This is a genomic window from Panacagrimonas perspica (assembly GCF_004364935.1).
In the GTDB taxonomy this organism is placed as follows: domain Bacteria; phylum Pseudomonadota; class Gammaproteobacteria; order Nevskiales; family Nevskiaceae; genus Panacagrimonas; species Panacagrimonas perspica.
Map to the genome: position 1 here is coordinate 734,069 of NZ_SOBT01000009.1, position 20,686 is coordinate 754,754.

17 protein-coding genes are annotated in these 20,686 nt (G+C 66.0%); 13 read left to right on the forward strand and 4 right to left on the reverse strand.

Annotated elements, in window-relative coordinates:
* Window positions 1-256 precede the first annotated feature (256 nt).
* Window positions 257-1,348, forward strand: a complete 1,092-nt coding sequence (locus tag DFR24_RS14870; protein WP_133882175.1) for an LLM class flavin-dependent oxidoreductase — start codon at window positions 257-259, stop codon at window positions 1,346-1,348.
* Between the two features lie 411 nt (window positions 1,349-1,759).
* Window positions 1,760-2,491 carry a DUF2461 domain-containing protein gene (locus DFR24_RS14875; protein ID WP_133882176.1) on the forward strand — a complete coding sequence of 244 codons (732 nt, stop codon included), beginning with the start codon at window positions 1,760-1,762 and terminating at the stop codon, window positions 2,489-2,491.
* A gap of 16 nt (window positions 2,492-2,507) precedes the next feature.
* Here the strand turns inward: DFR24_RS14875 and DFR24_RS14880 are convergent, their stop codons facing one another.
* The gene (locus DFR24_RS14880) at window positions 2,508-4,478 is read right to left on the reverse strand and encodes a glycoside hydrolase family 9 protein (protein ID WP_162851223.1); all 1,971 of its coding nucleotides are present in this window, start codon (window positions 4,476-4,478) and stop codon (window positions 2,508-2,510) included.
* A 190-nt stretch (window positions 4,479-4,668) separates the two neighbouring features.
* On the opposite strand from DFR24_RS14880, the gene DFR24_RS14885 reads away from it, so the two are divergent.
* The 5 genes from DFR24_RS14885 to ahpF all read left to right on the forward strand — a co-directional run bounded on the left by DFR24_RS14885 (window position 4,669) and on the right by ahpF (window position 10,299).
* Window positions 4,669-5,658: a malate dehydrogenase gene (locus DFR24_RS14885; RefSeq protein WP_133882178.1), complete on the forward strand. Its 990-nt coding sequence runs from the start codon at window positions 4,669-4,671 to the stop codon at window positions 5,656-5,658.
* A 139-nt stretch (window positions 5,659-5,797) separates the two neighbouring features.
* A complete protein-coding gene (locus DFR24_RS14890; RefSeq protein ID WP_133882179.1) occupies window positions 5,798-6,775 on the forward strand; it encodes a magnesium transporter CorA family protein in 978 nt (325 codons plus the stop codon).
* 43 nt (window positions 6,776-6,818) lie between these two features.
* Window positions 6,819-7,748, forward strand: coding sequence for a chorismate transformation enzyme, FkbO/Hyg5 family (locus tag DFR24_RS14895; RefSeq protein ID WP_133882180.1), 930 nt, complete (start codon window positions 6,819-6,821; stop codon window positions 7,746-7,748).
* 266 nt (window positions 7,749-8,014) lie between these two features.
* Window positions 8,015-8,578: an alkyl hydroperoxide reductase subunit C gene (ahpC, locus tag DFR24_RS14900; protein WP_133882181.1), complete on the forward strand. Its 564-nt coding sequence runs from the start codon at window positions 8,015-8,017 to the stop codon at window positions 8,576-8,578.
* Between the two features lie 134 nt (window positions 8,579-8,712).
* Window positions 8,713-10,299 (forward strand): alkyl hydroperoxide reductase subunit F, encoded by a 1,587-nt coding sequence (gene ahpF / locus DFR24_RS14905; protein ID WP_133882182.1) that lies wholly within the window; start codon window positions 8,713-8,715, stop codon window positions 10,297-10,299.
* 66 nt (window positions 10,300-10,365) lie between these two features.
* On the opposite strand, the gene DFR24_RS14910 is transcribed toward ahpF, so the two are convergent.
* On the reverse strand, window positions 10,366-11,367 hold the full coding sequence (locus tag DFR24_RS14910) for an AraC family transcriptional regulator (protein ID WP_162851224.1): 1,002 nt from the start codon (window positions 11,365-11,367) through the stop codon (window positions 10,366-10,368).
* A 109-nt stretch (window positions 11,368-11,476) separates the two neighbouring features.
* Here DFR24_RS14910 and DFR24_RS14915 point away from each other — a divergent pair, with 109 nt between their 5' ends.
* The 3 genes from DFR24_RS14915 to DFR24_RS14925 all read left to right on the forward strand — a co-directional run bounded on the left by DFR24_RS14915 (window position 11,477) and on the right by DFR24_RS14925 (window position 14,122).
* Window positions 11,477-12,247 carry a DUF2306 domain-containing protein gene (locus DFR24_RS14915; protein ID WP_162851225.1) on the forward strand — a complete coding sequence of 257 codons (771 nt, stop codon included), beginning with the start codon at window positions 11,477-11,479 and terminating at the stop codon, window positions 12,245-12,247.
* Window positions 12,248-12,677: 430 nt separating this feature from the next.
* A complete protein-coding gene (locus DFR24_RS14920) occupies window positions 12,678-13,583 on the forward strand; it encodes a metal-dependent hydrolase (RefSeq protein ID WP_162851226.1) in 906 nt (301 codons plus the stop codon).
* The gene (locus tag DFR24_RS14925) at window positions 13,580-14,122 is read left to right on the forward strand and encodes a hypothetical protein (RefSeq protein ID WP_210772316.1); all 543 of its coding nucleotides are present in this window, start codon (window positions 13,580-13,582) and stop codon (window positions 14,120-14,122) included. Before DFR24_RS14920 ends, DFR24_RS14925 begins: the two co-directional genes overlap by 4 nt.
* Before the next feature lie 203 nt (window positions 14,123-14,325).
* Here the strand turns inward: DFR24_RS14925 and DFR24_RS14930 are convergent, their stop codons facing one another.
* Complete coding sequence (locus DFR24_RS14930; RefSeq protein ID WP_162851227.1) at window positions 14,326-14,934, reverse strand: glutathione S-transferase family protein; 609 nt, start codon at window positions 14,932-14,934, stop codon at window positions 14,326-14,328.
* Window positions 14,935-15,136: 202 nt separating this feature from the next.
* Between DFR24_RS14930 and DFR24_RS14935 the strand changes: the two genes are divergently transcribed.
* From DFR24_RS14935 to DFR24_RS14945, 3 genes are all read left to right on the forward strand, one after another.
* Window positions 15,137-16,246 (forward strand): TPM domain-containing protein, encoded by a 1,110-nt coding sequence (locus DFR24_RS14935; protein ID WP_162851228.1) that lies wholly within the window; start codon window positions 15,137-15,139, stop codon window positions 16,244-16,246.
* 383 nt (window positions 16,247-16,629) lie between these two features.
* On the forward strand, window positions 16,630-18,375 hold the full coding sequence (locus DFR24_RS14940) for an N-acyl-D-amino-acid deacylase family protein (RefSeq protein ID WP_133882188.1): 1,746 nt from the start codon (window positions 16,630-16,632) through the stop codon (window positions 18,373-18,375).
* Between the two features lie 171 nt (window positions 18,376-18,546).
* The gene (locus tag DFR24_RS14945) at window positions 18,547-18,849 is read left to right on the forward strand and encodes a hypothetical protein (protein ID WP_133882189.1); all 303 of its coding nucleotides are present in this window, start codon (window positions 18,547-18,549) and stop codon (window positions 18,847-18,849) included.
* A gap of 155 nt (window positions 18,850-19,004) precedes the next feature.
* On the opposite strand, the gene bchE is transcribed toward DFR24_RS14945, so the two are convergent.
* Window positions 19,005-20,552, reverse strand: a complete 1,548-nt coding sequence (gene bchE, locus DFR24_RS14950; RefSeq protein WP_133882190.1) for a magnesium-protoporphyrin IX monomethyl ester anaerobic oxidative cyclase — start codon at window positions 20,550-20,552, stop codon at window positions 19,005-19,007.
* Between the last annotated feature and the right edge of the window lie 134 nt (window positions 20,553-20,686).

Genomic DNA, 20,686 nt, shown 5'->3' on the forward strand with positions numbered 1-20,686 from the left:
ATCCCACGCGCCGGCCGACGGACGGCACGCCGATGGGGGATTCGCCCTCATAGGCCCCGGTCCCGAGGTGGGCCTAGCATCGAAAACCACCCTCGTTCAGGGCGGCTCCCGGGGCTGCGCGCCACGGCATCTGGAGACAAGTAATGCCCTCCTGCCGTGTCCATCCTGCGCCGGGAGCCTGTTGAATGGGCCCGTATTCGAGCCGGTGCGGCATGCACCCACCGGTATGACATGAACCGTTAGGCAGGAGATAGACATGGACGTCGGCGTACTGGGTGTTTTCCAGAACTGGCACAAGGATTTGAGCGACGAGCAGATGTTCATGGAGGAACTCAAGCTCCTCGAACGCTGCGAGGAGTTGGGCTTCGACTCGATCTGGATGGCCGAGCATCACTTCGACGACTACTCGATGTGCCCGGACAACATGCAGGCGCTGTCCTACCTCGCCGGCCGCACCAAGAAGATCAAGCTCGCCACCGGCGCCGTGATCCTTCCCTGGAACAACCCGCTGCGCGTCGTCGAGAAGATGACGATGCTCGATCACCTGTCGGGCGGCCGCATGATGTTCGGCATGGGTCGCGGCCTGGCCAAGATGGAATACAAGGGCTTCGGCATCGACATGAACGAGGCGCGCGAGCGCTTCGACGAATCCGCCCCGATGATCATCGAAGGCCTCGAGACCGGATACGTCGAGGGCAACGGCAAGTTCTATCCGCAGCCGCGGGTCGAGGTGCGTCCCAAGCCGAGCCGCGGCATCCGCGACCGCCTGTTCTGCGTGGCGATGTCTCCCGACTCCGTCGACATCGCGGCCAAGCTCGGCGCCACGATGACCAGCTTCATCCAGTACGACATCTCCAAGCACGCACCGGAAATCCTGCGTTACAAAAAGATGTTCCGCGAGATCCACGGGCGCGAGGCACCGCCGCCGGTGCTGACCGACTTCTGCTACGTCGATACCGACATGGCCGAAGCCGAACGCGTCTCCAAGGAGTACATCGCCCAGTACTTCCTGTCGGTGTGCAAGCACTACGAGTTCACCGGCACGCACTTCGACAACACGAAGGGCTACAAGAGCTACGGCGAAGGCGCAGCGCTGATCCGTCAGTTCGGCCTGGAAGCCTCGGCCGAGGCCTATCGCCATGCGCAGAGCTGGGGCACACCGGACAAGGTGCTCGCCAACTACGCGCGCTGGCGCGACCTGATCGGCGACTTCTCGCTGAACACGGTGTTCTCGTTCGCCGGCCTGCCGTTTGCCCAGTGCGAGCGCAGCCAGCGTCTGTTCGCGGCCGAAGTGCTGCCGCGACTGCGCCAGACGATGGACGCCCCGGCGCAAGCCAAGGCGGCCTGAGTCCGTACCCGATGTGAAGAACCGCCCGGCTCGCGAGAGCCGGGCGGTTTTTTATTGCCTTTCTCGCTACCCGGGCGAGGTCCGTGGACGTCGCCTTTGGGTCGCGACGAAACCACGTTCCAACGCAAAGGCGCAGAGGACGCAAAGGACGGATTCGCTGGCGTTGCCGGGCGGCATCCCGCTCTCTACCCGCAAGGATTTTCTCTTTGCGTCCTCTGCGCCTCTGCGTTCAAACGCTTTCCCGTGATCTCGGCCAAACCAGGAAAGATCCCGGACTTCGTCCGGGCTACGGGTTTCCGCAATCATTCGACGGTGCGGCCGCGCCAGGCCTGGAACCCACGCCCCGTAAACACCCGTGCCCGCTCCCCCTCGATTGCGGGACAATCCTCTCCACCGAAATCGGAGCCAACGATGGCCAAGGCGACACCGTATTTTTCCGAAGACACGTTCAAGTTCCTGCGACAGCTGGCGAAGAACAACACGCGCGAGTGGTTCCTGGCCAACAAGCCGCGCTACGAGGCGTCCGTGCGCGGGCCCTGCCTGCGCCTGATCACCGATCTCGCCGATCCGCTGAAGGACATCAGCCCGCAGCTCACCGCCATCGCCAAGCCCGTCGGCGGCTCGCTGTTCCGCATCCATCGCGACACGCGTTTCGCGGGCGACAAGAGCCCGTACAAGACCAACGCCGGCATGTACTTCTCGCATGCGGCAGCCACCAAGGCGGCGCGCAACGATGCGGGCGGCGGCGCGCCGGGACGGCTCGACGCCCCCGGCCTCTACCTGCAGGTGCAGCCGGGTCACTGCTTCCTCGGGGGCGGCATCTGGCATCCGCAGCCCGAGACCACCAAGCGCATCCGCGATTACATGATCAGCAACCCGGCGAGCTGGAAGAAGGCCACGCGCGACCCGAAGTTTCGCAAGCAGTTCGAGCCGGGCGGCGAATCGCTGGTGCGCCCGCCGAAGGGCTACGACCCCGCGCACGAGCTGATCGAGGACCTCAAGCGCAAGGACTTCATCGCCTCGGCCCAGCTCGACGACGAGATGCTGTTGCGCCCTGATCTGGTCAAGCAACTGATGGCGCGCTACACGCTGATGGCGCCGATGCTGGACTGGCTGTGCGGCTCGCTGGATCTCGACTTCTGAAGACCGCGCGAAACCCCTACGGGACGAACGCTGCGATCAGCTTCACGTAGCCGGCCTGGTAGACGTTCGACGGCTCGGTAACCGCATAGGAGGCGTCCGGCCACGGCTTGTTCCAGTCGCGATACGACTTCTGCGGCGGCTGGCCGACCGGAGGCACGATCTGCTCCGGCACGCCGTCCTTCCCGGCATTCGCGTTGGGGCCGCCGGCGAGATAGCCGGGCGCAGGACCGCATGCGGACGTGCGGGCATTCGAGAAGCGCGTACCCAGCGAGAACCAGCTGCTGAACACTTCGTTGGCGGAGTACGTAGCGCCGTAGCGATACATGTTGGTCAGATAGACGATCCCGAACGGATTCACGCCGTGGAAATAGTGCAGCGTGTCGAGCGCGCGCAACCGGTACGCAGCATCGTTGTCGGGATCGCTCCTGTAGTCGATGGCGTCGAGATTGGTCGAGCCGTACGAAGCGCGAACGGAATTGCTGCCCCAGTGGTACTGCTGCGCGCCCAGCGGATTCCGGTAGAGATCCTCGCCGCTGCTTCCATAGACCTCGTGACCGCCCTTCACGTCCGAGCGCTTGTCGGCCAGGACCGTCGCGCGCAATTCGCTATCCGCGTTCGGCAGACGCGTGTAGTACAGCAAGGCTTCGCCCATCTGCGGGTGGTAGCGCGACCATCCGACGTCCTTGTACGGCTGGAGCTTGCGATAGTTGGCTTTCAGGTAATCGTGGAACCGCTGCTCTCCGGTCACCGCGAACAGGTAGATCGAAGCGGTGACAGCGATACCTTCCTGCGTTTCGCGATCTTGATCGGCGTCTCCCGACAAGACCTTGCCGTCGTCGCAGTTCGTCTCCTTGTCCGGCTTTGCCTGATAGGCATCAAACGCCTTCACCGCCCGCGCCTTCAGATCCCCGGCGTCCTTCGCCAACGCCGGGAACCCTGCGAACACACGCGCCGCGTGGGCGAACATCGCTGCGTTCGCGATGGTCGACGACGTGCAGGAGCCCACGTAATAGCGGGGCTGCGTGTCGGAACTCGGAGGAGCCGCCGTGACGTGTTTTCTTGCGCCCACTTTGAGCAGCGACGTGCCGTCCGGCTGCTGCATCTTCTTGAGCCACTCGATCTCCCAGCGCACCTCGTCGATGACATCCGGAATGCCGTTGCCGGATTCGGGGATGTCGAAGTCGTCGGTGAAGGCGGCGGGATATTGCTGATAGGCCGTCAGCAACTGGTGCACCGGCTGCGAGGCGAAGGTCACGTACTTGTTGGTGTCGCCGGCATCGAACCAGCCACCGCTGAGGTCCTGCTCGCTGCGCGTCTCGTCAGGGGTGCGGATATCGCGCGCGCTGCGGTCCTGGCCGGGCCCCAGATAGGCGGCCTTGTCGGCCCAGCAGGCGTCGGCGAACGGCGGTTTCTTCTCGAAGCCGCTGCGCTGGTAGTAGTAGACGCGCACCGCCGCCTTGAGGATGTCGTGATAGACGTCCGGCGCGATCCGGAACGTCGCGGACCGGACGTTCCTTTGCACGTCGTAGAGGTAATAGCTGCCTGCAGCGTGGACCTCGGAGAAATCGAACCACCAGCCGACGTCGCCGGCGGAACGGTCGATGGATCCCTTCTTCCAGGGAACCGGCGCAGCGGCGAAGACCGGCGCGTTGCCGTCCACGCTGCGAACTTCATAGGCGTCGCCCGGCGAAAACCGGCGCTCGGCGTCGAAGCCTTCACGGGCGCTGCGGATCACGGCGATCTTGCTGTCCGCGGGCCGGTAGCCGAACTGGTCGACGAGGATGTTCAGATCGAGCGGCACATCCGGACCGCGTACCAGCGGCCCGGCGCCGACGGCGGGGCCGGAGGTATCGGGCGCGCCAACCGCGGCGGCCAGCAGCGGCGTAGCTCGCGCCTTCAGCTTGTGCAGACCCGCCTTCAGGGAGCCGTCGCCCTTCACGGTGATGAACGCGACCGCCGCCAGGGCGCACACCGTCAGGAGCTTCATCAGCCTGAATAGCATTGCTGCATGGCCACGGCATCCACAGGATCCGGGAATCCCCGTGTCCCGAGAATAACAGCGGCCCCACGCGCGGGACGCGGGGTCGCTTCCAGTTACGGCCGGGCCAGCTAAACTTCGCCCCCGGCCGATTTCCGTCGGCCGCCCCTTCCCCCAGATCATTCCGGAGTCCTTCCGCATGAAAAAGCCCGTCAAGGTCGCCATCACCGGCGCCGCCGGCCAGATCGCCTATTCGCTCATCTTCCGCGTCGCTGACGGCTCCCTGCTCGGTCCGGACCAGCCCGTGATCCTGCAGCTGCTCGAAGTGCCGGTTCCCGAGGTCCAGGAGAAGCTGAAGGGCACGATCATGGAGATCGATGACTGCGCCTTCCCGCTGGTGTCGTCGATCGAGGCGCATTCGGACCCGATGACGGCCTTCGAAGGCACGGACTACGCCCTGCTCGTCGGCGCCCGCCCGCGCGGCCCCGGCATGGAGCGCAAGGACCTGCTCACGGCCAACGGTGGCATTTTCGGACCTCAGGGCAAGGCCCTGGCCGCCAAGGCCTCGAAGGACGTGCGCGTGCTGGTGGTCGGCAACCCGGCCAACACCAACGCACTGATCGCGGCCACCGCCGCGGCCAAGGGCGGCCTGGACCCCAAGCAGATCCACGCCATGGTGCGTCTGGACCACAACCGCGCGGTCAGCCAGCTCGCCACCAAGACCGGCGCGCACGGCAACGACATCGAGAAGATGATCATCTGGGGCAACCACAGCTCCACGCAGTACCCCGACATCAGCCACACCACCGTGAAGGGCAAGCCGGCCAAGTCGCTGGTCGACCAGAACTGGATCGAGAAGGACTTCATCCCCGTCGTGCAGCAGCGCGGCGCCGCCATCATCAAGGCGCGCGGCCTGTCGTCGGCCGCCTCGGCCGCCTCGGCCGCGGTCGATCACATGCACGACTGGGTGCTGGGCTCGAACGGCAAGTGGGTCTCGATGGGCGTGCCCTCGGACGGCAGCTACGGCATCAAGCCGGGCATCGTTTACGGCTACCCCTGCATCTGCAAGAACGGCCAGTACGAGATCGTGCAGGGCCTGTCGGTGGACGAGTTCTCGCGCTCGCGCATGACGCTCACCGAGAACGAGCTGCGCGAAGAGCGCGCCGCCGTGGAAGACCTGCTGAAGTAACGCAGGTCGAGATAGAAGCAATGCGGAAACGGTGGGCAGGCACGTCCTGCCCACCGGCTTTTGAACACTCGACGTAGAGCAGTCCGCGAGCAGCCGCAACCCGCCCGCGCATCCCCACCAAGGCCGAGCCGACGGTCCCATGCAGATCTTCCAGTTCAGTCGCCAGGGCGAGATCCCCAAGCGGCTCGATCATGTCGAGCAGCTTCCGGAAGAAGGCTTCGTGTGGCTGGATTTCACGCGCGACGAGGCCATCGACTGGACGGTGTGGGCCAAGAAACTCGCCGACGTCACGATCAACGAGGAGCACGTCTCCGACAGCCTCAACGAAGATCATCCCTCGTACTCGGACGGCACCGAGGATTACGACATGGTGATCTTCCAGGCGCTGACGCCGCATGACCGCACGGACGAGGACGCCGACCTGATCGTCACCAAGTCCGCCGCGTTCTTCCTGTTCGACCACTTGCTGATCTCGGTGCGATCGGCGCAGAACATCTCGTTCGACTCGGTCAAGCGCAAGTTCTGCGAAACCAAGCTGCGTTTCCCCTCGACGCCGTTCGGCCTGGTGCATGTCGTCATCGACATGATGGTGGAGCGCTATCTCAAGATCACCGACGAACTCGAGGACCGGCTCGAACGCATCAGCGACGAGCTGATCGATCCGAAGAGCCCGTTCCACGACTGGCAGTCGCTGCTGGCGTACCGCAAGCAGGCGCACAAGCTGGAACTGCTGTGCGGCAAGAACCTCGATGCGCTCGACACCTGGCGCCGCGAGATGCGCAGCGAGATCACCGAGAACCAGCGCATCCGCCTGTCCGACCTGCGCGAGCACATCCAGCGCGTGTCGATGCATGCCGATGCCCTGCAGCGCGACATCGAGATCGCCGTGCAACTGCACTTCTCGTCGGTGGCGCATCGCACCAACAAGATCGTGCAATCGCTGACCGTGCTGTCCGCAATCTTCTTCCCGCTGACCTTGATCACCGGCATCTACGGCATGAATTTCGATCACATGCCCGAGCTGCACTGGCGCTACGGTTATTTCATGGTGCTGGGCCTGCTGGTGACGGTGGCAGGCGCCTTGCTGCTGTACTTCCGGCGCCGCGGCATCTTCTGATGCTTCATCCCCCGGCGGCCTTTTCGCAGTCCGCACTCTCCTGATGTCGCCGATACCTTCTCCTTCCGTCCGTCTCGAACACGACGCGTCCGCGACGCTCGCCCGCTTCGCGTTCGGCGACGACGCCGATGGCGATGCGCTCGGCGTGCCGCTGGTCCGGCTCTTCGGCGCGTCGTACGAAACCTGGTTCGCGTCGACGGCGGCGAGCGCCCATGAACAGGACGGCCTTCGCATCCGCCAGAACGGCCAATGGCTGATCGGCGAGCTGCGCGTGGATGCCGCCCGCAGCGAAGACATCGAGCAGGCCGCGTTCGACGCGTACACGCGGCTGCGCGCGTTCATCACCACCAGCGCCTACCCGCAGTTGCTGCGCGTATGGAATTTCTTCGACCGCCTCAACGAGGGCGAAGGCGATGCCGAACGCTACCGGCGATTCTGCGTGGGCCGGCACCGGGCCATCGCGGCGCCGGGGTTCGAGACGCAACTGCCGGCCGCGACGGTGATCGGCGGCCAGACCCCTGGCCTGGTCATCAGCTTTTTGGCGGGACGTGAAGCCGGCGTTCAGGTCGAGAACCCGCGGCAGACCCCGGCCTTCCGCTACCCGCGCGACTACGGCCCGATCAGCCCGAGCTTCTCGCGTGCCACCCGCATCGGCTCGCATCTGCTGGTGTCCGGAACCGCCGCCGTGGTCGGCCACGCGACCCTGCATCCCGGCGACGCTGTGGCCCAGATCGACGAGATCGACGCCAATGTCGACGCCCTGCTCGAGCACGCGGCTGCCGGGCAGCCGGGGCGATGGGAGGCCCAGGCGCTGCGCCTCTATGTGCGGCGCGACGCCGACCTGCCGGCCGTGCTGCCCCGCGTGCTCGAACGCTTCGGTGCCGAGGTACCCATTACCGTGCTGCGCGGGGACATCTCGCGGGCAGGCTTGGTGGTCGAAATCGAAGGCGTCTGGACCTTCCTCCCCGCGTAGCCCGGGCGAAAGCCCGGCCCCCCCTTTCCCGTCGCAAACGCTCCCGGGTTTCACCCAGGCTACGGCAATGCGGGCATCCGGTTTGCTGCACTGCGATCCCGCTCAAGGCTATGAATGCGTGGAATACGCGGCGCCGACCGCTGAAACGAAGGCGTTCCCGGCTACGATAGACAAACCCTTCAAACCCCATACCGACAAATCATTTCCCCTATCAAGACGGGGTGCCTAGGATGGCGACTCCCATCTTCTCCCCACAAGGAAATGCCATGTCGCTGATCAACACCGCCGTCCCGCCGTTCAAGGTCAATGCCTTCCACAAGGGCGAATTCATCACCGTCACCGAGGCCAACCTGAAGGGCAAGTGGTCGGTCGTCGTCTTCATGCCGGCCGCCTTCACGTTCAACTGCCCGACCGAGGTCGAGGACGCCGCCGACAACTACGCCGAGTTCCAGAAGGTCGGCGCCGAGATCTACATCGTCACGACCGACACGCAGTTCTCGCACAAGGTCTGGCACGAGACCTCGCCCGCCGTCGGCAAGGCCAAGTTCCCGCTCGTGGGCGACCCCACGCACGTGCTGACCAAGGCGTTCGGCGTGCACATCGACGAGGAAGGCCTGGCGCTGCGTGGCACGTTCGTCATCAACCCGGATGGCGTCATCAAGACGCTGGAAGTGCATGACAACGCGATCGCCCGTGACATGAAGGAGACGCTGCGCAAGCTCAAGGCTGCCCAGTTCGTCGCCAACAATCCGGGCCAGGTCTGCCCCGCCAAGTGGCAGGAAGGCGCCAAGACGCTGAAGCCGTCGCTGGATCTGGTCGGCAAGATCTGATCGCTCGACGCCACCCGTAGCCCGGACGAAGTCCGGGGCAGTTCCTCGCGGAAGGAATGGAAGTCCCGGACTGCGTCCGGGCTACGGGGGCGGCTGGCCCTTTAACGACTCACAAACCTTTTTCGGAGCCCGCCATGTTGGACGCTGACCTCAAGGAACAACTCAAGGCCTATCTCGAGCGCGTGACGCGGCCGATCGAGATCACGGCTTCCGTGGACGACTCCGCCGCGTCGAACGAACTGCGCGGCCTGCTCGCGGACCTGACCGCGCTGAGCGACAAGATCACCGTCACCGAGCGCCGCGACGACGATCAGCGCAAGCCCTCGTTCGCGCTGACCACGCCCGGCCAGGACATCTCGCTGCGCTTCGCCGGCATTCCGCTCGGCCACGAGTTCACCTCGCTGGTGCTGGCGCTGCTGCAGGTCGGCGGTCACCCGTCGAAGCTGGCGGCCGACGTCATCGAGCAGATCCGCAATCTCGACGGCGACTTCAAGTTCGAAACCTACTTCTCGCTGTCCTGCCACAACTGCCCGGACGTCGTGCAGGCGCTGAACCTGATGGCGGTGCTCAACCCGCGCATCCAGCACGTGGCGATCGACGGCGCGCTGTTCCAGAGCGAGGTCGACGAGCGCCAGGTCGGATCGGTGCCGATGATCTTCCTCAATGGCCAGATGTTCGGCGCCGGCCGCATGAGCGCCGAGGAGATCCTCGCCAAGGTCGACACCGGCGCGTCCGCGCGTGAAGCCGAGAAGCTCAAGGCCAAGGCGGCGTTCGACGTGCTGATCGTCGGCGGCGGACCGGCCGGCGCGGCCGCGGCGATCTACGCCGCACGCAAGGGCATCCGCACCGGCATCGCGGCCGAGCGTTTCGGCGGCCAGGTGCTGGACACGATGGGCATCGAGAACTTCATCTCGGTGAAGGAAACCGAGGGCCCGAAGATGGCCGCCGCGCTGGAGCAGCACGTGCGCCAGTACGACGTGGACCTGATGAACCTGCAGCGCGCCGAGAAGCTGGTCGCGGCCGGTGACGACGGGCTGGTGGAAGTGCAGCTCGCCGGCGGAGCGTCGCTGAAGTCCAAGACCGTGATCCTCTCCACCGGTGCGCGCTGGAGGCAGATGGGCGTGCCCGGCGAGAACGAGTACCGCAACAAGGGCGTGGCCTACTGCCCGCACTGCGACGGTCCGCTGTTCAAGGGCAAGCGCGTGGCCGTGATCGGCGGCGGCAACTCGGGCGTCGAGGCCGCGATCGATCTCGCGGGCATCGTCACGCACGTCACGCTGATCGAGTTCGACTCGAAGCTGCGTGCCGACGCGGTGCTGCAGCGCAAGCTCTACAGCCTGCCCAACGTGCGCGTGATCCTGTCGGCGCTGAGCACCGAAGTCACCGGCGACGGCCAGAAGGTGAACGGCCTGACGTACAAGGATCGCGGCACCGACGAGCAGCATCACGTCGAGCTCGAGGGCATCTTCGTGCAGATCGGTCTGCTGCCGAACACCGAATGGCTCAAGGACAGCGGCGTGGCCTTGTCGCCGCGCGGCGAGATCATCGTCGACGATCGCGGCCAGACCTCGCTGCCCGGCGTGTTCGCCGCCGGTGATGTCACGACCGTGCCGTACAAGCAGATCGTGATCGCGATGGGCGAAGGATCGAAGGCGGCGTTGAGCGCGTTCGATCACCTGATCCGTCATTCGGCGCCAGCCGAGAGCGCGAAAGCGGCGTAACCCGTAGCCCGGGCGCAGCCCGGGGTTGCGCTCTCCCATCGAGAGAAACCCCGGGCTGCGCCCGGGCTACGGTTGGCGCAGCTTCAACGGCGTCACGCCGAACCAGCGACGGCAGGATCGCGTCAGGCTGCTCTGCTCGCTGAATCCGGCGAGCCCCGCGACGTGCGACAGCGGGATGTGCGTGCCGGTGAGCAGCTCGCGCACCCGCTCGCGGCGCAGGCGGTCGACCATCTCCACGAAGTACACGCCGTCCTGCTCGAGCTTGCGTTGCAGCGAGCGCGGATGCATCGACAGCTGGCTCGCCACGGTCTCGAGGTTGCAGCGTCCGGTGGGCAACAGCCTGATGATCAGCTGCTCCACCTGCTGATCCAGCACGAGCCGCTCGCCCTGGATCAGCGGCTCCAGGTAGTCATCGATCGCGCGACGCAGGCGCTCGTCGGCGAGACGCACCGGCTGACGCAACCAGCGCGGCGCGATCAGCAAGGCATCCAGCTCCTGCGCGAACTGCGGCGCAACACCGAAGTCCACGCGATACGCGCTCACCGGCAACGTGGTTTCGTGCCGTAGCAGCGCCGCATCCGGCCGGAAGCTTTCGCCGGCCAGCAGGTGCAAGCCGCGCACCGCGAACGCCAGCGAAAACTCCACCATCTGCTGCCGTCCCACCGTGCAACCCGGCGGCATGTCCACCTCGAAGCTCAGGCACGCGGCGCCGCGCGCGGATCGCGCGAGGTCCATCTTCACGCCTGGCGTGTAGGTGTGCAGGTGCGCGCCGACGCTGACGATCGCGGCTTCCACGGTGCGGCAGTTGATCGCGAGCAGCGCCAGCGGCCCGAGCTTGTCCAGGCTCTGGAAGCGCGCCAGGCGCGCGCCGAAATTCGGACAACGCAGCGTGCGCGACGACACGTCCAGCAGCCGCAACAGCGCCTCGTAGGAGATCAGCGCAGTGGGCGAATGCGCATCGGCGCGATCCAGGCCGAAGCGCTTGAGCAGGGCGTCTCCGTCGCCGCGCAATTCCGCGACCAGGTCGCGGAAACCCTCCAGGACGGTCGACCGGATCAGGATGCTCATGTCGCCCAAAGATAAAAGTCTGTCGTCGGATGTCAATCGACCGGAGGAGCGCCCGAGCAAGATGCCCGCGGCAGGCCCGCATGCCGGGCACCCACCACCGGAGGCATCGATGTCGATCAGCGCCCGCATTCCCGTCGCCCGTTCCGCGGCCACCCTCGAGCCGCGTTGGGGTCATGCCTCCTGGGTCGTGTGGATCGCCCTCGCGCTGCCCTCGCTGTTCATCGGCGCCTATGCGCTGCGGTATCTGGTGACGGGCCCCGAAGGCGTGATGCAGCTCAATGCCGTCTACGAGATCGTCGGCATGACCGGCTTCAATGACTTCGTGGCCGAGCAGATGCCCAAGTTCAAGGAGCATCCGCTGCTGCTGTATTTCCACGCCGCGGGCATGGGCACGGCGCTGATGATCGGCGGTCTGCAGTTCGTGCCGGCGCTGCGCCGGCGCAAGCCGAAGCTGCATCGCGCGATCGGCATGATCTACATGCCGGCCGCGCTGATCGGCTCGCTGGCCGGCGGCATCTTCGCGGTGACGCTCCCTGCCGAACCCGGCCTGCCCGCGATCCTCGCGATCGTCGGCGTCGCCTCGACCACGTTCTGTTTCACGGCGCTGGGCGCATTGCGGCTCTCGCAGGGCGACTACCTTGCGCACGGCGAATGGATGATCCGCAGCTACAGCCAGACGCTGTCCGGCACGACGCTGCGCGTGATGATCCCGCTGATGGATCACGCCGGGCTGCCGTGGCACGAGAACTACCTCACGGCGTTGTGGATGTGCTGGGTGCCGAACCTGTTCGTGGCCGAGCTGCTGATCCACTACCGGCGTTGCCGGCGCGAAGGTCGCGGGTTGTGGGCGCCGGCGCCGCGCATGCCGGTCGCCGCGTAGCCCGGGTGAAACCCTGGGCTCCTCTCGGCGGGAAAACGCAACCCCGGGTTTCACCCGGGCTACGGGTAGTGGCAGAAAACGGGATGCCTCCCGGCAACGCGAGCGAATCTTTCCTTTGCGTCCTCTGCGCCTTTGCGTTGGAACGTGATTTCCCGGTCTGGCGCCGCGGCGCCGTCGAATGATCGTCGGATGCCCTGTAGTCGGCGCGAAGTTCGGGATCCCGCCCGATTTCGTCGAGACCGCGGGAAAGCCTTTGAACGCAGAGGCGCGGAGGACGCAAAGAAAAAGGACCGAAACCCGCGCAGCAAGCGCAAATCCTGATTAGAGTGTTTACTCGAAAAGGGGATTGACACCCCCCGCCCCGAACCAAACGATGGCAACCGCGCGCGAGCCCCGCCAAGAGGGCCAACCCGTGCGAGAGGAGACCCAGATGACGGCCACGACAGCAGCCGCAGACAATCGCATGACGGTGCGCCAGGTGGAGTTCGCCTACCCGGCGACCATGCGGGGCCACTGGAATCCCGGCAAGCCGGAGTTCTCGCACATCGTCAACGCCGGTTCGCTGGCGATGCCGTATCTCGAGCCGTACCTGATCAAGACCATGCGCGCCGCGCGGCCGCTGGTGCGCGACGCGACGTTGCAGGCCGACCTGGACAGCTACATCCGCCAGGAGGCCACGCACTACAAGCAGCACCGCGTGTTCAACGACGAACTCAAGGCGCGCGGCTACCGCGCCATCGAAGCCATCGAGGCGCGGCTCGCGCGCGAGTACGGCGAACTGGAATCCACCCGCAGCCTGGAGTTCAACCTCGCCTACGCCGAAGGCTTCGAGTCGATGGCGCTGGCCGTCGGCGAGATGCTGATCGAGGACCGCGAATACCTGTTCGGCAACAGCGAGAGCGGTGTCGCCTCGCTGGTGCTGTGGCACTTCGTCGAGGAGATCGAGCACAAGAACGTCGCGTTCGACGTCTTCGAGCACGTGCACGGAAACTATTTCCGCCGCGTGCATGGCCTGCTGTACGCAATCACCCACATCTTCCTGCTGACGCGCGGCAACTACCAGGCGCTGCTCAAGGAAGACGGCCTCTGGCGCAACTGGCGTTCGCGCGTCACGTTGCTGCTGCTGATCGGGCGGATCTTCCGCAAGCTCACGCCCAAGCTGCTGCGCATCCTCGTGCCCGGGTACAACCCGCGGCAGGTCGGCGATCCGCCGTGGGCGAGCCTGTGGGTCAAGCTGTTCGCGCGTGACCGCTCCGCGCTGCGGCTGGATACACGACGCCTCGATGCAGCCGAACCCATTCCCCTTGCCGCACCCCCACCTGCCGGAACGCCATGAGCGCTGAATCCTCGATCGGAACCGAAGCAAGCACGGTCGCCGGGCCGGGCCCGATGACCGAACGCATGCGCACCTTGCTGTTCCTCAACGGCGTGGGCCTGCTGATCCTGGCGATCTTCATCGGCTGGATCTGGTTCTTCACGCTGCTCGGCAAGATCGTGCTGTGGCCGCTGCCGATCGACATCCCCATCTCGCTGCCGGACGACGGCCGCGCATGGCGCATGGCGCACATGGAAGGCATCACGCACGGCCTGCTGCTGATGGCCTGGGCCGCCGGCGGACGTTTCTTCCGTCTCAGCGTGCGCCAGTTCAAATGGTTCTTCTGGTCGGCGCTGATCACCGGCTGGCTGTTCACCATCCCGACGATCTTCAACGCATTGTTCGGCACGCGCGGACTGTCGTTCGGCGGCGCCCCGTTCAAGGGCGGACTCGCCAACGACATCATCTATCTCACCGGATGGCCGCCGGTGCTGTGCGTGCACATCATGCTCGGGCTCGCATTGCTCGGCGTGTGGCGGCATTTGAAGTCGGTTCGGTAGAGCGGGCGGAACGTCGATCGCGCAGCCTGCGGGTATTTCGCCGCGGGCGAGCGAGTGCGATCCCGGGTTTCACCCGGGCTACGTGTTGATCCGATGCCGGTTCGAGAATGCGAGCGGCGGCTCGACCCCGTAGCCCGGGTGCAACCCGGGGCTTTTCTCGACGGGCGAACACAACCCCGGACTTCGTCCGGGCTACGGATGCGTCACTGCGCGGGCTTCGTCGCCACCGAACTCGGCCGCGCCATCAAATGCTCGCGCCACGCCGCGATGCCCGGCGGCGGCGTGATCTCCATCAACGGCAGGAATTCCAGGAACGGGATGTAGGCGATGTCGGCCAGCGAATAGCGGCCACCGACGAGATACTCCGCGCCACCCAGATCGCTTTCGAGAATCGCGAGGTGCTTCTCGATCTCCTCCCTGGCCTTGGCCATGTCGGCCTCGATCCAGCGGTCCTTCGGCAGGAACCGCTTCGGGAAGATGATCGTCCCGGTCTGCCGCGTCATCTGCAGGTCGCAAAGCTTCATGTGCATGTCGACGAGCGCGCGTCCCCGCACATCCGCCGGCACCAGCGCCGGCGTCGGGTGCGTGGCCTCGAGGTAATTCAGGATCGCGGAGGATTCGTAGAGCATGAATCCGTCCTCTTCCAGCGCCGGCACCCGGCCGTAGGGATTGCGCTTGCGGTACTCCGGCTTGCGATGCTCGCCGGCCTGCATGTCCACGACGATCTTCTCGTGCGGAATGTTCTTCTCGACGAGCGCGATGTGCACGCGGCGGACGAAGGTGGAGTACGGGTGACCGTGGATGCGGATCATCGGAGCGCTCCTGCACAGATTCGGATTCAGGCCCGAGCGTAACCCGGGCGCCGCATCGCGCCGCAATTCGAAGACACCCTCGGCGCGCTGTGAAGAAACCCACATCACCGGCCGCCCGACGGCCGCGCAGTGGACTACGCTGCACCCGGTCCTTCGCATGCCGCGAAGGTCGCTGTTCCAGCGCCGCCCCCTGGAGTCGCCGATGCGCATCCTCTGGCTTCTCGTCGTCACGTCGCTGACGTGGTTCCTCTCGCTGCCCGCCTCGGCCGCGGCGCTCGCGATCCCGCCGTTCACGCCCAACGTCGTCGACCCGCACGGCTACCTCGACGCGGCCGCCACCGAGCGCGTCAACCTGGAGCTGCAGCGGATCCGCGACGAGAGCCACGTCTGGGGCGCGGTCTACATCGTGGACACGCTCGGCGGCGAGCCCATCGAGAACGTCGCCGTGAAGGCCTTCGAGAAATGGCAGCTCGGCGAGAAGGGCGTCGACAACGGCCTGCTGCTGGTGCTGGCGATCGACGATCGCAAGTCGCGCTTCGAGGTCGGCTACGGACTGGAAGGCACGATCACCGACGTGGCCTCGCTGCGGGCACTCGATAGTTATCTCGCACCGGGCATGCGCGAAGGCAATATCGAGGGCGCGATCGTGAATGCGTTCGGCTTCCTGTCGCGCCTGGTCGCGCAGGATCCCGGCGCCGTGCTCGAACTGCAGACACCCGACATCGAGTCCACGTCCGGCGACGACGACATGGACTGGCATCGCGGCCTGGTCGCCTGGGGCGTGTTCCTGGTGCCGCTGTGGCTGTGCATACCGCTGCGCAACCTCTGGGTCGGTTACCGGCGCCGCGCGCTGTTCGAAGAACATCCGGTGCTGGCACTGCGCGGTGACGAGCAGGTGGCGAAGCCGCAAGCGACCGCCGGAGGCGGAGCATTCAAGTGGGGAATCCTGCTGTTCCTGTCGGTCAACCCGGGCGTGTTCGTGTTCTTCCTGTCGGCGATGGAGCAGCTCGTCTACTACGGCGCGGTCGCCGTCACAGCGCTCATCGCGTTGCTGGTGATCTTCATGCCGGGGCGCAAGTACGGCTCGATCGAGCGCTATCAGCAGTTCCTGGAGAAAGTCGCGAAGGAACGCGCCGACCTGATCGCCAAGGGCCATCTCGAGCAGACCGCGGCCGGCGACTACCGCTACACCGCTGCGTACCACGCGAGTCGCGCCTCGTCGTCCTCCTCTTCATCGTCGTCGAGCAGCAGTTCGTCCTCGTCCTCCGGTGGTGGCCGCTCCGGCGGCGGCGGCGCCAGCTCCGGCTGGTAGCCCGTAGCCTGGGCGAAACCCGGGGCTTTTCTCGACGGGTGAGCGGAACCCCGGGCTTCGCCCGGGCTACGGTGAGCGCGATCTCCAAAGGCCTGCCGCTCGTGAGAAGCAGCCCTATCCAAGAAAAGCGGAGGGGCCCTCCCGACGCGGTCTCTCGACACCCGACGCCCTCGTAGCCCGGGTGAAACCCGGGGCTTCTCTCGCCGGGCGACCGGAACCCCGGGTTTCACCCGGGCTACGTGAGCGACGCACGAGCGGCGTGCGGCGCACGCCGCGTGCCCGCGCGCAAAACGCCGCACCAAGGGCACGCACGCTTTGAACCTCTTGCCCCGATGGGCTAGAACTGCGGGCTCGCGACCCTCGTGGGCAGCAGGAGAAGTGTCATGGCGGATTTCGATGTGCTGATTCGTGCCGGCCAGATCGTCGACGGCACCGGCGCCGCACCTTTCATCGCCGACCTCGCGATCAGGAACGGCCGCATCGCGCAGATCGCGCCGCGCATCGCCGGCACCGCGACGCAGGAGATCGACGCGAAGGGCAAGGCCGTGACACCCGGCTTCGTCGACGTGCACACACACTACGACGGCCAGGCCACCTGGGACTCGCACCTTGCGCCCTCGTCGAACCTCGGCACCACCACCGTCGTGCTCGGCAACTGCGGCGTGGGCTTTGCGCCCTGCCGAAAATCCGACCGCGACGTGCTGGTCCAGCTCATGGAAGGCGTCGAGGAGATCCCGGGCTCGGCGCTGGCCGCCGGCATCCGCTGGAACTGGGAGAGCTTTCCCGAATTTCTCGACGCACTGGAATCCAAGCCGCGCGACATCGACGTCGCCGCGTTCCTGCCGCACGCGCCGCTGCGCGTCTATGTGATGGGCCAGCGCGGCGTCGACCGCGAGGACGCGACACCGGCCGACATCGAGGCCATGCAGAAGCTCGTGCGCGAAGCGATGGACGCCGGCGCCGTCGGCTTTTCGAGTTCGCGCACGATGCTCCATCGCAGCAGCTCCGGCGAATCGGTGCCGACGATGGGCGCCGACGTGAAGGAGCTCAAGGCCCTCGGCGGATGCCTGTCCGGCGAGCAGGGCCATGTCATGCAGTTCATCTCCGACTGGGTCGATGCGGACGCGGAGTTCGGCATCCTGCGCGACGTGAGTGCGAAGACCGGCGCGAAGGGCACGTTCACGCTGGTGGCGCTCGACAAGCCGCCGGCCGGCATGAATCCCGACCCCAATCTCTGGCGCGAGCAGCTCGAGCGTCTGGAGACCGCGCAGGCCCAGGGCCTGGATATCCGCGGGCAGGTGATCTCGCGTCCGATCGGCGTGCTGCTCGGGCATCCCGCCACGATGAGCCCGTTCTACAAGCGCCCCACGTACATGCAGGCCGCCGCCATCGCCGACAAGGCGCAGCGCCTCGCGATGCTGCGCGACCCCGCGATCAAGGCGCAGATCCTGTCGGAGAAGAACGATCGCCCGCACGTCTTCATCGAACTGTTCGAGCACGCGTTCGACCAGATGTATCCGATGGAAGAGCCGATCAACTACCTGCCCAATTCCGACGACAGCGTCGCCGCCTGCGCACGCCGCGAAGGCCGCGAGCCGATGGAGTGGCTCTACGATTTCCTGCTCGGCAACGAAGGCCGGAATCTTCTCTACACACCGCTCACCAGTAAGTCCGGCCGCGTGATCGCTGAGTTCCTGAAGCATCCGCACACGATCTCGGCACTGGGCGACGGCGGCGCGCATGTCGGCTCGATCTGCGACAGCAGCGCCAACCTGTTCCTGCTCACGCGCTGGGTGCGCGACGAAAAGCTGCTCGATCTCGCCCAGGGCATCCGCCGCATCACGCACGACCCGGCGAGCTTCTTCTCGATGAACGATCGCGGCGTGCTCGCGCCCGGCATGAAGGCCGACATCAACATTCTCGACATCGACAAGCTGATGCTGAAGACGCCACGCAAGGTGGAGGATCTGCCGGGCGGCGGGTCGCGGTTCATCCAGGATTGCGAGGGCATCGAGGCGACGTTCGTGGCGGGGGAGATGATTTATCGCAACGGCGTCCCGACCGGGACGCTGCCAGGCAAGCTCGTGCGCGGCCTGCAGGCGGCGCCGGCCCGAGGTCCGGCGTCGTAGCTGTGCCGTCGTCGCAAGATGGCATGGCTCATCCAGTCGTGAACGGGAACAAGAAGTCCGCATCGGCCTGACATCGGATTTCCATCGCGCGACATTCGCCCGATACAGGCCGGGCCTAGTCTGGGTTCCATCGAAGGACGCGTCCTTCGCCCCAGATCCAGGAGCCTCGCCATGAAGTCCTTCAAGTCTCTCGTCGTCTCAACCCTTACCGCCGCCTCCACGTTGATGGCCGTCGCGGTGTCGACGCCGGCTCAGGCATGCCCGCTCTGCGGCGGCGTGAGGCTCAACGGCATCGAGCTCAATGGACTGCGGGTCAACGGCCCGATCTTTCAGGGCGTCACGCTGCAGGGTCCCGTCCTGCAGGGTCCTATCATCCAGGGCCCGCTGCTCCAGAGTCCGGTCGCCAATGGCGCTCACGTCGGCGCGTTCGTCGCGGTGACGCTGCCCAGCGGCGAGACGATCGCGGTTCGGTGATCGTGGGCGGGCTGCTCGGCGCTCGCACTAGTCCCGCTACTGCGGCGTAGCCCGGGTGAAACCCGGGGCTTCTCGCGGGCGGTGGAAAAGCCCCCGGGTTTCACCCGGGCTACGCTGGCGGGCGGCTTCATCGCGTCATCCGCAAGAAGCCGCACCTAACCCGCCCTACGCTTGCTCGTGTCCGGGCCCACCCGGCGCGCGGAAGCATGATCTCGCCGACCGACGAGCATCGACTCCTCTTCATGTGCTTGTGACTCGCCCCAGAATTCCCGCAGCCGCGGCCCCACCGCTCGACGGTCGCGAAACAGGAAAGCCCAGATCTCGAAGAACCACACACGGCGGCCCATCAGCGTGTACCAGCGTTGCGCGTGCCGAAGCTCGGGGTCCCGATGGAACAGTCGTGCGATGGCGCGTGGCCGTGCCTGAAGGACCACCTCGGTCAGCTTGACCCAGCAGAACACCTGCCACGGCCGTAATCCTTTCGTTTCGAGCACCTGGTGCTTGTAGTCCCAGCGGCGCTGGTCGCGCTGGATCACCGCGCGATCCTTCGCCACGTCGAAGAACGGCGTCCAGCGGTGCGGCGTCACGTAGAGCATCTGGATCTGGTCGGGGTCGTAAGAGAGCAGCTGTCGCATCCCGCGTCGATAGTCGGTCGCCGTCTCCTCCTCGAACCCCACCACCCACGTCGCCATCGAGAGGATGCCGTGCTGCCGCAGCAGGCGAATGGCTTCTCGATCGATGGCGGTCGTGCTGCCTTTGCGAATCAGCTCGAGCGTCTGCGAGTCGGTCGCCTCCGTGCCCATCAGGAAGCGGATGACGCCGGCCCGCTTGTAGAGATGCAGCAGGTCCGAGTCGCGGACGATGTCGCCGGCCCGGGTCGAGCCGACGATCAGCACGTTTACGTTCTCTGCGATCAGCGCCTGGCAAAACGCCTTCCAGTGCACGCGCGATGACGTCGGGTTCTCGTCGGCGAGATTGACGAGTTCGATGCCCTGTTCGCGGTGCAGCCGCGCGATCTCGCGAGCGAACGCGACCGGGTCACGATGTCGCCAGCGCGTCCAGAAGCCACGCTGGCCGCAGTAGCTGCACAGGTGCGGACACCCGCGCGAGAACTGCATGACCACGGCTCGCTTGCCGCCCCAATAGCTGTATCGAGCGTGATCGATCAGTTCCCAGCCGACGCGGTAGCGATCGAGGTCGGCGATGACCTGGGCTGGAGGAGTCGCCAACGGCACTCCATCGACTCGGAATGCGATGCCTCGAACCTCCCGGAGCGAGGTGCCGTTCTCCAATGCATTCAGCAACTGCACGACGGTCGCCTCGCCCTCTCCGCGGACGATCACGTCCACCTGGCCCTCGGCGGCTAGGACGTCGCGCCAATGGTACGTCGGGTAGACGCCGCCATAGATGATGCGGATCCCGGGCCAGCGCCTTCGCACCCATCGGCTGACCTCGCGGACGACCGGGTGCGCAGACGTCGATCCCGAGTGTCCGATCAGGAGCGCGTCCGGCATCTCGCCGCCAATCCGCTCCACCACCTCGGCGATCGGCAGGTTCTCTCGATCGGCGTCGAGCAATGTCGCGCGGTGCCCGTGATCGAGGATCGGTCCGCCCAATGCGAGCAGCCCGAGCGGCGGCAGATGATCGTCCGGGATACGGCTGCCGATCGAGGTGTGACGCGGATTGAGCAGGAGGATGCGCATGCAGCCTAGCGTGCCGGGCGCAAGTGCAATCGCGGTGCCAAAGCGGTGGAGCTTTTGCGGCGCGACAACGCCCACGCCTTCGCCGCACGACGCAGGACCTGACGGACACCGGAGCCCGGACATTTGCGAAAGCT